Here is a 15027-nt window from a genome sequence, read left to right as displayed (position 1 = left end):
CCACAGAGCTTGGACCTTATTCATTCATTCATTCATTTGCCGAAATTTGCTATTCACGTTTCTAGTCTATTAGAATTCGATCCTATAGTTAATGGTCGGTATGATCCCGGTCCATTTTTGCGGTTCGATAACACGTTTGCTGAAGTTGTAATGCATCCCGACCGTATTCTCTCTATTGAGGATATTTTGAATATCCAGGATGATGAGGTGGCTCACTTTTTTGCGGTTGATGCGGTAGCTTGATGAAAAATCAAGTCGAATATAAGGATCGGCAGTTAGCGTATTAATCCGGCTTTGATCGATGATTTCCTCATCTAAGCGCAAGGATTCATCCTCCAGCACCGGAGAGTATTTTCTTCCACCCGCGTAGATCAGTTTGGCGTTCATCCCGAATAGGTTATTTTTATTTTTTCCCACTGTCCATTCTTTTCCCAATAATAGATTACCGACATAGCGTGTATTGAATGTTGTATTGTATTCTTTGCCATTGAGTGCTTTGAATTTGGAATCAAATATTGAAGTGGTGGCCATAAAATAATACCCCTTGCTGAGTGATTTTTCAACCGTTAACTCAATGCCATAGTTTCTGCCTGTACCTTTATTGACCAATTGACGATAGGTCGATGTTCCGATTGCCGAAATATCCGACACGTTGAGTAGGGAGAAGTTCATGTCTGGATCTGAGGATACAGGGACATTGTATAAATGTTGATAATAGACTTCGGTTTTAAATCTCAGCGTGCGGCTTAGATTTTTTTCATAGCCTATAACAGCCTGCGCGGATTTGGTAGGGGATAGCGCTGTATTGTCTGTTGTATTTTGACCGGTTCCGTTCTTGGCAAAATAATAACTGAGTGGTTCTAAACGATTGTAAAGCCCCGTACCAAAGGATATCGTCTGGTCTGCCGCGACTTTCCAGTTTAAGCCCAGTCTAGGTTCTGCAGTCCAGCTTTTACTTAAGGCAAAATAGTTAGCGTGTACCCCCGTATTTAGTGTCAGGCGATCGGACAGTTCAGTTTTGAGCTGTGCAAAAGCGTCATAGGTACTGGTATTCCCTTTTTCATTGATCCGTTCTTTTAATGCGGCAAGTTCGGTATCATAGGTTAAGGCGTAGAGGTCATATCGAAGCAGACTGGCATTGATTCCCGCCCGGATCGTGTTTTTACTGTTTGCTCTATAATTCAGGCTTCCAGCATAACGGATTGCGGTATTTGTAAATTTATCTTTATGATACAGGCTAGTAACATAATCCTGTGTCAGGGTATCTGTTTTATTGGAATTGCGGCTGACCGATGCCGAAATAATATTGGTGAAATACAGCCTATCGTTGGCGATATATTGATGTTTTAGTCCAGCGCTTCCGGCGTTAAATCCCAGGTTCATGTCCTGTGCATCTGTGCGTTCCTCCCATTCCTGGAAATTGCGTTTGGCAGTTTCCTTTATTTTTCCGAGACCGCCTATCCCAAACAATGAAAATGTTCCGGCCTTTTTGGTTGGAAATACAAAATTAAAGGAGAGGTCCTGGTATTTTGGGATACCGGTATCCGAGACTTTTACCCCTACTTTTTCCAATAGACTCAATGAGGAGTAACGATAGCTGATCAAATAAGAGGCATCGCTTCCTTTTTTGAAAGGCCCCTCTAAAGTTGCACCTACCCCCAACACACCGACGTTGAATGTATATTCGCGTTTATCGGTATTTCCCTTTCTAAATTTAAGGTCAAATACTCCCGATATGGCGTTGTTGTATTCAGCAGCCAGTCCACCAGTATAGAAATCAGATTTTCCCAAAACCATCGTATTAAGCATACTGATCCCTCCACCGGCGGCACCTTCGGCCCCAAAGTGGTTGGGATTTACAATTTCGATGCCTTCCAATCGCCATTGTAAGCTTTTAGGCGAATTTCCACGCACAATTATCTCATTGTCGTCACCACCGGCAACAACTCCGGGAAAGCTCTGTGCCATTCTTGCGGGGTCAAAGAAAGCCCCTGCATACCGATTGGTCTCCTCTGGTGAAAATGAGCGACCACTGGTCATCGCCATTTGATTTAATGGTTGCTTTCCGGTGTTGGCATAAACCACGGCTTCGTTTAAGGTGTTTGCCTGTGGTTCCATTTCAATATTAAGGATATTCTCACGGCCAGAGGTGATGAGCAGTTCTGATAGCTCTTCCTGTCTATAGCCCGCCATACGTACCCGTAATACTTGACGCCCTACAGGAACTTGCAGCAGCCTAAATACCCCCTGCTGATCTGTACTAACGGATTTTGTATCTCCGTTGGAAGAAAGAATAATGGTGGCACCGATCAGTGGTAGTCTTGTATTTTTGTCCAGGACAGTCCCTTTGACAGTTTCGGTCACCATCCGTCGGTTTGTCTTCGTCGAATCTTGAACCTGCGCAAGTGATTGCGTGGCCTGGGTCGCCATTGCTATGATTAAGATTGATGTTAGTTTCATATTGATTAAGCTTTATTTTTATGACAGCGAACTTTCGTTTTACCCTTAGCGACCGGGATAATTTTTTTAAATAGACTTATTTTGTCTTTGAAAATAGGATGCGGTAAAAATGTTATTAACATAAATAGCACTTATATAGAGTAAATTAACAGTGTTGTTAACATTTTTTTTTATACAAAGCGATTGCTCGGTACTTTGAAAGAATCGGGCTTCGCCCACCCGATGCTGGGCAGGTTTTCAACAAAATGTCTTTTAATACTTAGGTACTTAACATGGTTATCAACAAAAATAAAGGCTTATTGTACAATATCGATCTTATCTCATGTAAATGGGAAGATTGTGTTTGAAATCTTCCGGAAAAATTAACATTCCCGTAATCTTGTGCCACTATCTTTGTAAGGTGAAAACGACCAAAGCCCATGTAGATAACCACTATTTGTCACTTTTTAAAGCAGGTGATCCCAAAGCCTTTACCTATTTTTTTGATTTGTATTGGGAGGAGCTGTACACAACAGTCTTTCGTCATCTTAGGGATGAAGCCTCCGCAAAAGATCTCGTGCAGGAAGTTTTTATACACATCTGGGAAAGGCGCAATCTCATTAATACCGAATATAACTCCTTGAAATCCTATCTCTATACTTCTGTTAAAAACAAAGTACTCAATTATTATGCGACGGAGCGGGTTCGTAAACAGGTGTTTGATCAGGCTGCCTTACGAATGGAGCTATTTACCAATTTAGATGATCATAGTTTAGCAAAGTACAAGGCATTGGAGGTCATTGTGGAAGACTCTATTGGACGGTTGCCCAAGCTGATGCGATCGGTTTATTTGATGCGCTATGAAAACTATTCGATAACGCAAATCGCCAAAGAGTTAAACCTGGCCGAACAGACTGTCAAAAATTATTTATCGGATGCAAGAAGAATCCTGCGTCAGGAATTGACCCAACGATTTGCAGAACGTGATTCTATTTTTCTACTCTTCGCAGGCAGTTATCTGCTTCATTATTATTTAATATAAAAAACACATTGAATTAAAGTACTTCGAGGGTATTCGCCTGTATTAGAATAAAAAATAATAACAGTGAATATTGAGAATTTTAAACGCATAATACAATACTACCTACAGGGAAAATTAACTGAAGGGGAAAATAAACGGGTGGATAGTTGGTATCAGTCTATTACAGATGAAGATATTAATCCGTTTCATGATACGGCCCATCGTCATGCGGTAAAGGACGAATTGTTTGAGCGACTTGTACCGGCTGTACGGGCCGAGAGAAAAAAAGCAGCTCAAAACCAACGGTTTCGATGGCTATCTGCCGCTGCCGCATTCGTATTGCTAGGTGTCTCAGCTCTTCTATTTTTCCGGGACAATCAATCAGCGCTCAATTCCGGGGCAACAGTATCCGAAACGCAGCTTATGCAAACAGTGACGAAAGCCGGTGAATTGCGGGAGATTTTTCTTCCCGATGGAACTTCTGTTTTTCTCAATGGAAATGCACAGATTCGCTATGATAAGATAAACTACGGAAAAAATAGAACCATTTTTTTAGATCGTGGCGAAGCCTTCTTCAAGGTCAAGCGTGATACTTTGCATCCGTTTAAGATAGCATCAGGGGCTATTTCTGTCGCCGTATTAGGGACTTCATTCAATGTCAATCGTTCACACGCTTCCGGACAAGTTACGGTTGAAGTTAAAACCGGACGTGTAAAGGTGTTCGCTGAAGAAAATGGGGAACAACATATCCTGACTAGGGGTAAAGCGGCACGTTACAGTCTGGCAAAAAAACATTTTGAAATTTTTGATCAGCATCCAAGTACTGTGAATCTATGGACACAAGGTGGTATGCTATTGAATAATGTGGGATTCGATGCGCTAAAAGAAATTATTTATAACCGTTATGGTGTTGTATTGATTGCAGACAACCTTGATACGGATAAATTCAACTACTCCCTGATGATTCCTCAGGTTGAGTCCTTGGATCAGGTCTTGAATATGATCTGCACTATTCATCAAATCAAATTTAGGAGGGAAAAAAATGAAATAATCTTACACAAATAAGCTGCATCAGCAGAAAACGACGGAAAATCTACCAAAGGAAAAGTGCTCATCTGGCAAACCGCTAAATCGACCAGTGAGCACCTTAATAAGTCATGTTAAAAAACATTCATACAAATATATGTATAAAATAACAAAGCTCACCAGCCTGGCAGTAAAGCTCGCGCTCTGTTCAGTGCTTTCTATTTCGGGAGCAAATAGTCGTGCCGGGGTAATGGATAGCGTACAGCTGATACCTGGCGATCTGATCAATATTCATCTCCGTAGTGGCAATGCTGCGGAAGCTGTTCTCCAGCTTTCGCAGGAAACAGGTCAGGCAATTGGTTATGATCGAAATATTCTCCACCTGGAGCGTATAGCAATAACTGAAAAGGTATTCCGCAACGTGCATCTCGATGAGGTATTGAACTATATTTTGAGAGGTACCGACATTCAATCAAGGAAAGTCACGGGCGGGATTGTCCTTGTTCGAAATGCGGGCAAACAAACCTCTTATCCGTTGAAATTGCAGATTTTAGATGTGGACAACAAACCCGTAGCCGGCGCGTCTGTGCATGTGATTGAGACCGGGCAGAGTAGCTTGTCTAATGCTAAAGGGGAGGTAACGGTCAAGTTGAGTCCTGGTGAATATCATGTGGTGATCACACATGTTGGCTATGAGAAAAAGGAACTCCATCCTGTAAAACTGGATGATAACAATACTGCTGTACGTCAGGTGATCTTAAAAAGAAATGATAGTGTGCTCGATGAAGTCGTGGTAACGGCACTTGGGATTAAACGTCAGGATCGTTCCCTGGGTTATGCAGTCGGAAAGATCAAAGGCGAGGATCTCAACCGCGTCAACAATGATAATTTTTTGGTTGGAATGGCGGGGAAAGTTCCGGGAGTCACGATCAGTTCAACGGGACCAACAGGCTCGACAGTCAATATGGTGATTCGGGGAGCTTCTTCGTTGAGTACAGACAATCAGCCGCTTTTTGTCGTGGATGGCGTTCCGTTAATGAATAGTCTGAATAATATCGGTCAAATAGGGGATGACAATAAAGTCGATTATGGTAATGCCATTGCCAATATCAACCCCGAAGATATCGAGCATATCTCCATCTTGAAGGGACCCAGTGCAGCTGCTCTTTATGGTTCAAGAGCGGGCAATGGCGTCGTATTAATTACAACCAAAACAGGGAAGAATGCAGAAAAAATGACGATTGCTGTCAATAGCAACACGGTATTTGATATTCCCTATAAGTTTATTGATCTGCATAATAAATTTGCTAGCGGTACCATGCCTTGGAGACCAGGTGACCAGCCCGGCAATTTGATCATCGAAGAGGAGTCAACTGTCATGGTCGGCCCAGCCTTAGATAAAGGATATAAAGCTGTTCAATGGAATAGCCCGCTTGATGAACAGGGGAAACCGATCCCAACGGAATTGAAATCGTATCCGGACAATATCAAGAATTTTGTGCAAACGGGTATAACAAGTTCCAATGGTATTTCCCTGAGTAACCGCAGTGAACGATTGGATTACCGTTTTTCGTATTCTAATATGGCTAATAAAGGGATTATTCCCAATGCAGACCTTTTTCGAAATACGTTAAATATCAATTCAACCATGCGACTTCGAAATAATCTGACTTTAGGCCTTTCTCTGGATGCCAGCCGAAATAATTCGAATAACAGACCAGCTGGAAATCGGGGGACAAATCCTATTCAGGCGGCTTATGAGGTTGCTCCACACATCAATATTCTCGATCTAAAGGATTATTGGCTCCCCGGACAGGAACAGCTACAACAGCGTTCCCAGTCTATAGGCAATCATAATAATCCCTATTTTTTGGCCTATGGCGTTAATAATGCCTTTACCCGGGATCGCGTATTTGGAAATCTACGGCTGGATTGGACGATTAAAAAAGACTGGACGGCGATGCTGCGCTATGCCACAGATGTTTACTGGGAAAATAGGGAAACAAAAATTCCCTATAGCTACACCAATGAGCCCCGGGGTGCCTATGGGATTGTGAATCTGATGAATATGGAGCAGAATATTGATGTTCTGACTACTTACACACAGAAAATGGGTGATTTCCATGCGACGGGTTCATTGGGAGGCAATCTACGTTACAATCGTGGTAAGTCTGTGCAAAATACATCAAAAAATGGTGCCGGTCTAATCACGCCGGGCTTATATACATTGGCAAACATCAGTCCGCTGAATCTGGACTTCTACAGCTCCATCTCGGAAAGAGCAATAAACAGCGTATATGGATTGGTGAATCTAAGTTATCGTGATATGGTCTATCTGGATCTGACAGGACGTAACGATTGGTCAAGTACGCTTCCGGTGGATAACCGATCCTATTTTTATCCTTCGGCATCACTAAGTCTACTGGCCAATCAGGTATTGAAACTGCCTAAAGCGATTCATTTAATGAAGCTTAGAGCTGGCGTTGCACGGGTCGGAAATGATACCTATCCCTATAACCTATCCAATGTGCTGAGTAATCCGGGCAGTTGGGGTGATGTACTGCGCCTGACACGCTCCGGAGCACTCTTGATTCCTGACCTGAAACCCGAGATCGCAACATCTTATGAGTTGGGGATGGATCTCGGTCTGTGGAACAATCGCTTAAAGTTTGAGGGGACCTACTACAAGTTGGCGAATAAAAACCAGATCATCTCTACGACGCTCCCAAGTTCAAGTGGTTTCAATTCAAAAAATATTAATGCCGGCTTATTGAGTAGCCGTGGTATCGAGCTGGCACTCTCGGGGCGGCCTATCGCCAAAGAAAATTGGTCATGGGATCTCGGACTCAACTGGCACCGCAACCGTACCCGTATTGATGAATTATCGGAAGGAGTAGAATTTTATACTTTTTGGACCGACGGCAGAGGAGGAGCACGTACCTATGTAGGGGAAGAAATAGGCGATTTATACGATTCGAAGCTGGTCACAGTTGAAGATCAGTCATCGCCTTATTACGGATTTCCAATCCTGAACAAAAATGGTTCCTGGCAGGCCGTCCGGATCAATAATAGCCGGAATAAGATCGGAAACTTTAATCCGGATTTTACCATGGGGCTGCAGTCCAGCCTAAGGTATAAAAAATGGACAATGAATATCGCGGCGGATATGCGTTTTGGTGGAAAATTCATGTCGCAAACTTATCGCTATTTTGAATCCAACCTGACCACACAGCGTTTTCTTGATCAGTTGATCAACCCCAAGGGAATGACAGGAGAGACACTTCGAAATTACCTGATAGATAATAATCTGGTGCGTGTCCAAGGGAATCGCTATCCGATTGTTGGGGGGCCGGGGGAAGAGTATGGCGGTTATCCTGTGAATGTGGGTGGTGTCACCGGAAATTTCGGTGTATTTAATCCCGGGGTGATTGCCCAATACGATGATAAAGGCAATATCACAGGGTATACTGAAAATCTAGGTGCCGAGGGGACCAAATATATTGCTTACTCAGATAATTATCCCTGGGATTTTATGAATGCAGCAACATTCGATGCTTCATTTGTCAAACTTCGTGAACTTTCTGTTAGCTATGATCTGTCGGGAAAATGGTTGAAACGGCTCGGCATAGCAAATGGAAGCCTAGGGGTCTATACGCGCAATCTGATCTTATGGACCAAAGCAAAAGTGGGAATAGATCCTGAAATGGCTTTCCAGCCCGAAACAGGCATCGGATTTAAACAAGGAATTGAGCGTTATAACGTGACGCCTTGGTCAATGCCGATAGGATTTAAAGTAAATGTGACATTTTAATACCGGTAATAAGGATGAAAAATCAGTTGAAGACATTAACGAAAATGATCATTGCGCTAGGGATGATTTTGAGTATTTCTGCGTGTAAAGACTTGACAGAACTCAATATCAATCCGAATGGAGTGAGTGAAGAGGATGCAAATCCCAATTTGCTATTGCCAACGATATTGACGGGAGCAGCAAAAAAATACAATGAATTAAGTTTCTCCGATCTTGGTGGAGTGATGCAACATACGCAGTTTGATGCTTGGTTCAACTCGCATAATGACTATGAATGGACGGGGGGAATTTTGAGCTGGGACAGTTACTATGGTTTTCTGCGGGATAACGAATTGATGCGTAAACGGGCCGAGAAATTGGGCCTGAATTTTCATCAGGGTGTTGCCCTGGTGATGCGTGCCTATCTGTTTGGCCTGATCACCGACTTATGGGGCGATGCGCCTTATACGGATGCCTTGAAAGCAGAACTTGGGGACACCAAATATAATTTTCCAAAATACGATAGCCAGGAAGTGATTTACAAAGGGATTATCGAGGAACTAAAACAGGCAAATGAATTGCTGTCGCGACCGGATGCATCCTATGAAGTATTGGCGGGCGCTGATGTGTATTTTGGTGGTAAAGCCTCCAAATGGCGCCGTTTTGCCAATTCCCTAGCCTTGAGGTATTATATGCGTATTTCAGAGAAGGCGAATACTTTTGCCAGGCAGGGAGTTGAAAACATGCTGGCCAATCCCGATAAGTTTCCACTGATTACCAGTTCGGCAGATGAGGTACTGATGGATTTTGCCGGCAATAATGCTGCCGATTCCTGGCCGTCAAATACGGTGTATGATGCCAGTGGAAGCAATTTCAGAAGAATGAAAATGTGTGCTACATTTGTCGACCGACTTCAGGAACTGAATGATCCACGACTGGCCGTTTGGGCAAAAAGGGTAGAGATACCAATCGAAGTGAGCAGCACGGTACCCCCTGGTACTGATAAAATTGTTAACGGCATTCGCATCCTGTCACCCGATGTAATCAAGGGAATACCTATTGATACAGATAAAGATTATGTGGGTTTGCCACCGAGTGGATCTAAAAATCCTTCCGCTTATAATTTGAATCCGACACCCGGACAGACTTCAATCAATCCCCATGTATCTTATCTCAATGATATTTATCGCTCAGCTAAAGGAACTTTGCTCAAAGCGAGGTTGTTGACTGCGGCCGAAGTGGAGTTTATCTTGGCTGAAGCGGCCTGGAAGGGCTGGGCTGTACCCGAGACTGCGCGTGCATATTATGAACGTGGTATTCAAGCCTCGCTGACAAGCTGGGGAAAAGCGTCAAATTACGCAGATTATATTCGCCAAAAGGGTGTGACTTTTGAAAATACACAAGTACAGATTATCGAGCAAAAATGGATCGCTAGCTGGTCTACCGCTGCACAGGCCTGGTTTGATTATCGGAGAACGGGGTATCCAAACTTAAAAGCTGGACCGGCAGCGATCCGTGCACAGCTTCCGGTACGTGTACCTTACATGCAGACAGAAATGAGCGTGAATCAGAAGAATGCCGAAGAAGCGTTAAGCCGTATCGAGAAAACAGCGTATTCGCAGGCTGATAATGAAAATAGTGCATGGTCCAAACCTTGGTTATTGCAAGGAACGGGTAAACCTTGGTAAAATATACAGGATACATAGATTAAAATAACAATGAAAATAAAATCTCTTTTTTTAGCAATAGCGTTATGGTGTTCCATGGCGCATGGTCAGGCACAGTCCAGTGTGACAGATAAACAGCCGGATCGTATTATGTTGACCTGGTCTGACGATCCGAGCAGCACACAGTCGGTCTCCTGGCGCGCGACCGGTAATGGCGATAAAATAATAGGACAGATTGCCGAAGAGCAAAGCAATCCCGATTTTGAAACAAATGCGCATACAGTAGAAGGTACCCAATCGTATTTGGAAAGGGGCGAGCAGAAGGATATTTATAACCATGTTAGCTTTCGGAATTTAAAACCCGGAACAACCTATACCTATCGCGTAGGTGACGGTACCCATTGGAGTGCGTGGAATCAATTTAAAACAGCGGCACAATCGGGTGATTTTTCTTTTATCTACCTGGGGGATGCTCAGAATGATTTGCGTTCGCGCTGGTCACGGACGATTCGCCGTGCTTTTCAGCAGGAATCAAATGCACGTTTTATTGTTCATGCCGGTGATCTGATCAATCGCTCCAATACGGATGAAGAATGGGCTGAATGGTATGAAGGGGCAGGGTTCATTCATCAAATGATACCTGCTATCCCCACGCCCGGGAATCATGAATACCGACGCGATTCGACAGGAAGTCTGGTTTTGGATCCGCATTGGAAAGTACAGTTTAACCTACCAAAAAATGGACCTGTGGGACTTCAGGATGCGGTTTACTATTTGGACTATCAGGACCTGCGCATTGTTTCTCTAAACTCCCAATTAATTATGCTGGATTCGGTAGCGGCTTCTACACAAGAAAAATGGCTGGAGAGTGTGCTGGCTTCTTCCACGAAAAAATGGAATATTGTTGTGATGCATCATCCGGTGTACTCTACAGCAAAAAGTCGAGACAATACCATATTAAGAGAACGGTTCAAACCTATTTTCGAGAAATATGGTGTTGATTTGGTCTTACAGGGCCACGATCATACCTATGCCCGGGGTAGCCTTGGCCGAAAACGACCTGTATACCTGTTGTCAGTAGCGGGACCAAAGATGTACGAATCCGATTCTGAGCGATGGATGGATGTTGCAACCGCGCAATCACAACTCTACCAGGTGATAAAATTCAGGGCGAATAAGCTCTATTTTGCAAGTTATAAGCTCAATGGACAATTGTTTGATTCGTTTGAGCTGTCAAAAAAATAATCATAACATACGCTTATGGATCATTTCCGTCTGAAAACAAAGTCGATGGACCTTGATCCATAGGAGTATTGGTTGTCGAATAAACAAATTTATAAGGATGAAAAAAAGCTTTTATTGTATTATCTTGGTGGGTATAGTGCGAATGTCCCTTACCATGTTATATGCTCAGTCTGTGAATTTACTAAAAAATCTGGATCAAAAGAGTATACATATCGCGGCACATCGGGGTGCACACCTGACGTATCCAGAAAATTCTATCGCTGCAATTGAAGAGGCGATTCGCTTGGGTACTTCCGTTGTGGAGTTGGATGTTCGCGCCACAAAAGATGGTGTACTTGTACTGATGCATGACAATACACTCAATCGTACCACAAATGGAAGTGGGGAGGTCAGTAAACATACCTACGCCGAAATTCAGAAAATGCGTTTGCGTGGCCCCGCTGAAGGTGAAATGTCTAATTTGTCAGTTCCAACGTTGCAGGAAGCGCTGCGTGTCTGTAAAGGAAAAATTATTGTTGACCTGGATTTTAAGGAAGAACGGAAGGGATTTGTCGCCAAAACCTATGATCTTATCGCTCAAGAAGGGATGGAAGATCAGGTGTTATTTTTTCTTTATGATTACAAAGATATGCCGGGCATCTATAAGCTCAATACAAAAATCACGCTTTTCCCACGGGCACGGAGTATGAAGGAACTGAATGCGATTCTACAGATGAAGATGACATCAATCATCCATCTTGATGAGTCGTTTACGGATACAGAAAGGCTTAATTCCCTGCGGCAGCAGGGTGTTTATTTCTGGATGAATAGTCTGGAGGATGATGATGAAAAAGCAAGCCTGGAAGGGGTAAAAGTCTACCGTTCATTCTTGGAAAAATACCCTTATGTACGTATTGTACAAACAGATTATCCGGGTCTTTGGACTGATGCAATTATAGTGCATTCGGAAACTGATCCTACCGGAGAATAATGCTATTCTTTTATCTATTCGGTTAGAAAATATTTATGCGCTGTAGCAGTCCAGCAGGTTGAGACGTTGGAGTTATAACTAAATGAGAGGCGGCATAGATAAATTATTGCCAATGGAATACCATTTTAAAGGAAAAAGTAAAGCGGAAAAAAATAAGTAGCATTCCTATAACACATGAATGGAGAGACGGCTTGCCGTCTTTTCTTATTTTAGGAGATAATATTTTTTACATGAATTGTAAATGTATAGAAATTAATAACCCTTTCCTTCGTTTTGGATAATGAATACGATGTAGTGATTTTGCATATATGCAGGTAATTTATTCGTTCTATTGATTCGGATTCTGAATTTTCTATATTCGAAAAATTATCTTGATTATTACTGCTAAATCGTTAATTTAGTGTTTTGAAACCGGTTGCATATATTGTGTGATGCAAAAACTACAGGTCTCATAATATACAAAAAATGGTTAAAATAGAAATCTACTTATGAAAGTCCAAATAATACTTTTTACGGCAATGGCAACATTGCTTTCGCCAAAAGTTCAAGCCCAAAAATTGCCCTATAAAAATGGCACATTGCCTACCGAACAGCGGGTCAAAGATCTTTTAGGGCGTATGACTGTGGAAGAGAAGGTCGGGCAACTAAGCAAATTGCTTGGATGGGATATGTATGAGAAAAAGGGCAAGTATGTCGGGGTTAGTGATAAATTAAAGAAAGCGGTAAAGGAGCAGCATATTGGCTTGTTGTGGGCCACATTGCGTGCCGATCCCTGGACACAAAAAACCTTACTCAATGGTCTTACTCCCACGGAAGCTGCACGGGCGACCAATGCCATTCAGCGATACATGTTGGATAGCACCCGCCTGGGTATTCCATTGTTGCTGTCTGAAGAAGCTCCGCATGGACATATGGCTATTGGTGCCACGGTATTCCCGACGGCAATAGGGCAGGCGAGTACCTGGAATCCGGATCTAATTCAGCGTATGGCATCAACAATTGCACAGGAGACTTACGCTGTCGGCGGAAAGAATGGCTATGGCCCGGTATTGGATCTGGCGCGCGATCCGCGTTGGTCCAGGACCGAGGAAACCTATGGTGAAGACCCTTACCTCATCGCACAGATGGGAAGCGCCATGATCCGTGGTTTTCAGGGTGAGAAGCTTGGGCAACAGGATAAAATCATTGGTACATTGAAACACTTTGTCGCTTACGCTGCACCCGATGGCGGACATAATGGTGAGTCTGTATCTTTTGGTGAACGAAGCCTAAGACAGTATTTTCTACCGCCATTCGAGCGTGCCGTTAAATCCGGTGCGGGGTCGGTCATGACGGCATATAATAGTATTGACGGTATTCCTTGCTCTGCAAATCCCTGGCTGTTGAAAGATATTTTAAGGAAAGACTGGGGGTTCAAGGGATTTGTGGTGTCAGATCTATTAAGTATTTCTGGTCTCAACGGTGGGCATGCGACGGCGGCGACAGCAGCAGAAGCCGCTTCACAAAGTATACATGCCGGATTGGATGTGGACTTGAGCGGATCGGGATATGGCCCGAATCTATTGCAAGCGGTACAACAAGGACTGGTTGAGCCGGCAGTATTGGATACTGCAGTAGCGCGGGTGCTACGGATGAAGTTTAACCTTGGGCTATTCGACCGTCCTTATGTAGATGAGAAGCTTGTTGCTCAAAAAGTTGCCACAGCACAGAATAGATCTGTTGCACGACAGGTTGCACGGGAATCTATTATCTTGCTGAAAAACGAACAAAATATCCTGCCATTAAGCAAATCGTTGAAACGGATTGCGGTGATCGGGCCAAATGCTGACAATGGCTATAATCAATTGGGGGATTATACAGCGCCACAGGCCGAAGGGAAGGTTCAGACTGTATTGACAGGTATTCGCTCGACTCTAGGAAAGGGAACGCAAGTTGATTATGTCAAAGGTTGCGCCATCCGTGATACGGCAAATTCTAATATTCCAGCTGCGGTAGCGGCTGCTGAGCAAGCAGATGCGGTGGTTTTGATTCTCGGAGGTTCGAGTGCTCGGGATTTCAAAACTTCTTACCAGGCAACCGGAGCAGCGAATGTAGATCCTAATACTGTCAGTGATATGGAAAGCGGTGAAGGATTTGATCGCGTTTCGTTGGATATGATGGGCGATCAATTAAAACTGATGAAAGCGATCCGGGCAACAGGAAAACCCGTAGTCCTGGTGACCATTATGGGAAGACCACTTAATCTGAATTGGGCTGCTGAACATATTCCTGCAATCGTAAATGCCTGGTATCCGGGACAAGAAGGGGGACTGGCAATTGCTGATGTTTTGTTTGGCGATTATAATCCCGCCGGCCGGTTACCGATTTCTGTGCCTCGCTCTGTGGGCCAGCTTCCTGTACATTATAATCATACAAAACCTAAACATCATGATTATGTGGAGATGTCGGCCAAACCTCTATATGCTTTTGGTTATGGATTAAGTTACAGTAAATTTGAATACAGCAACTTACAGGTCGGACTGACCGAAGGTGCAGCTGATTTTGTGTGTACGGTTTCTTTTGATATCGAAAATAAGGGTAGTGCGGCCGGTGATGAAGTAGCGCAGTTATATGTTGTCGATGAAGTCAGTTCGGTGGTTACGCCCATTATGCAGTTAAAACAATTCGAACGTAAAACCATTGCAGCAGGAAATAAAGAACGGTACACTTTCCAGTTAGGCAAAGAAGATCTTAAACTGTGGAACGCAAATAATGTCTGGAAAACAGAGAAAGGGAAATTCAAATTGCTAATCGGGGCATCATCCGACGACATTCGATTGAAAGGAGAGATGGAACTAAAGAAGGATTACTAAGACAACTCCTTAAATAA

General features: G+C 43.4%; 8 protein-coding genes. 7 read left to right on the top strand and 1 reads right to left on the bottom strand.

The genetic code is table 11. The features are described 5' to 3' along the window. Window positions 1-69: 69 nt before the first annotated feature. Window positions 70-2460 (bottom strand): TonB-dependent receptor, encoded by a 2391-nt coding sequence (locus DCO56_RS22780; RefSeq protein ID WP_108636023.1) that lies wholly within the window; start codon window positions 2458-2460, stop codon window positions 70-72. Between the two features lie 400 nt (window positions 2461-2860). Here DCO56_RS22780 and DCO56_RS22775 point away from each other — a divergent pair, with 400 nt between their 5' ends. The 7 genes from DCO56_RS22775 to DCO56_RS22745 all read left to right on the top strand — a co-directional run bounded on the left by DCO56_RS22775 (window position 2861) and on the right by DCO56_RS22745 (window position 15010). Beyond that, the gene (locus DCO56_RS22775; RefSeq protein WP_165305597.1) at window positions 2861-3481 is read left to right on the top strand and encodes an RNA polymerase sigma factor; all 621 of its coding nucleotides are present in this window, start codon (window positions 2861-2863) and stop codon (window positions 3479-3481) included. Between the two features lie 63 nt (window positions 3482-3544). Next, window positions 3545-4525 carry a FecR family protein gene (locus tag DCO56_RS22770; protein ID WP_108636021.1) on the top strand — a complete coding sequence of 327 codons (981 nt, stop codon included), beginning with the start codon at window positions 3545-3547 and terminating at the stop codon, window positions 4523-4525. A 118-nt stretch (window positions 4526-4643) separates the two neighbouring features. Next, a complete protein-coding gene (locus DCO56_RS22765; RefSeq protein ID WP_245935900.1) occupies window positions 4644-8297 on the top strand; it encodes a SusC/RagA family TonB-linked outer membrane protein in 3654 nt (1217 codons plus the stop codon). A 14-nt stretch (window positions 8298-8311) separates the two neighbouring features. After that, window positions 8312-9964, top strand: a complete 1653-nt coding sequence (locus DCO56_RS22760) for a SusD/RagB family nutrient-binding outer membrane lipoprotein (RefSeq protein WP_108636020.1) — start codon at window positions 8312-8314, stop codon at window positions 9962-9964. 30 nt (window positions 9965-9994) lie between these two features. Further along, window positions 9995-11188: a purple acid phosphatase family protein gene (locus DCO56_RS22755; RefSeq protein ID WP_108636019.1), complete on the top strand. Its 1194-nt coding sequence runs from the start codon at window positions 9995-9997 to the stop codon at window positions 11186-11188. Between the two features lie 97 nt (window positions 11189-11285). Next, window positions 11286-12158 carry a glycerophosphodiester phosphodiesterase family protein gene (locus tag DCO56_RS22750; RefSeq protein ID WP_108636018.1) on the top strand — a complete coding sequence of 291 codons (873 nt, stop codon included), beginning with the start codon at window positions 11286-11288 and terminating at the stop codon, window positions 12156-12158. Window positions 12159-12646: 488 nt separating this feature from the next. Next, on the top strand, window positions 12647-15010 hold the full coding sequence (locus DCO56_RS22745) for a glycoside hydrolase family 3 N-terminal domain-containing protein (protein WP_181390650.1): 2364 nt from the start codon (window positions 12647-12649) through the stop codon (window positions 15008-15010). Window positions 15011-15027 lie beyond the last annotated feature (17 nt).

It is taken from the genome of Sphingobacterium athyrii, assembly GCF_003071065.1.
Lineage (GTDB): Bacteria > Bacteroidota > Bacteroidia > Sphingobacteriales > Sphingobacteriaceae > Sphingobacterium > Sphingobacterium athyrii.
Note: the sequence above shows the minus strand (reverse complement) of the source record. Positions and strands in the feature narration are given on the sequence as shown.

Excerpts from the sequence above, each read along its gene's own strand:
- DCO56_RS22750 (WP_108636018.1), top strand. The coding sequence starts at position 11,286 with ATGAAAAAAAGCTTTTATTGTATTATCTTGGTGGGTATAGTGCGAATG.
- DCO56_RS22780 (WP_108636023.1), bottom strand. The coding sequence starts at position 2,460 with ATGAAACTAACATCAATCTTAATCATAGCAATGGCGACCCAGGCCACG.
- DCO56_RS22755 (WP_108636019.1), top strand. The coding sequence starts at position 9,995 with ATGAAAATAAAATCTCTTTTTTTAGCAATAGCGTTATGGTGTTCCATG.
- DCO56_RS22765 (WP_245935900.1), top strand. The coding sequence starts at position 4,644 with ATGTATAAAATAACAAAGCTCACCAGCCTGGCAGTAAAGCTCGCGCTC.
- DCO56_RS22760 (WP_108636020.1), top strand. The coding sequence starts at position 8,312 with ATGAAAAATCAGTTGAAGACATTAACGAAAATGATCATTGCGCTAGGG.
- DCO56_RS22745 (WP_181390650.1), top strand. The coding sequence starts at position 12,647 with ATGAAAGTCCAAATAATACTTTTTACGGCAATGGCAACATTGCTTTCG.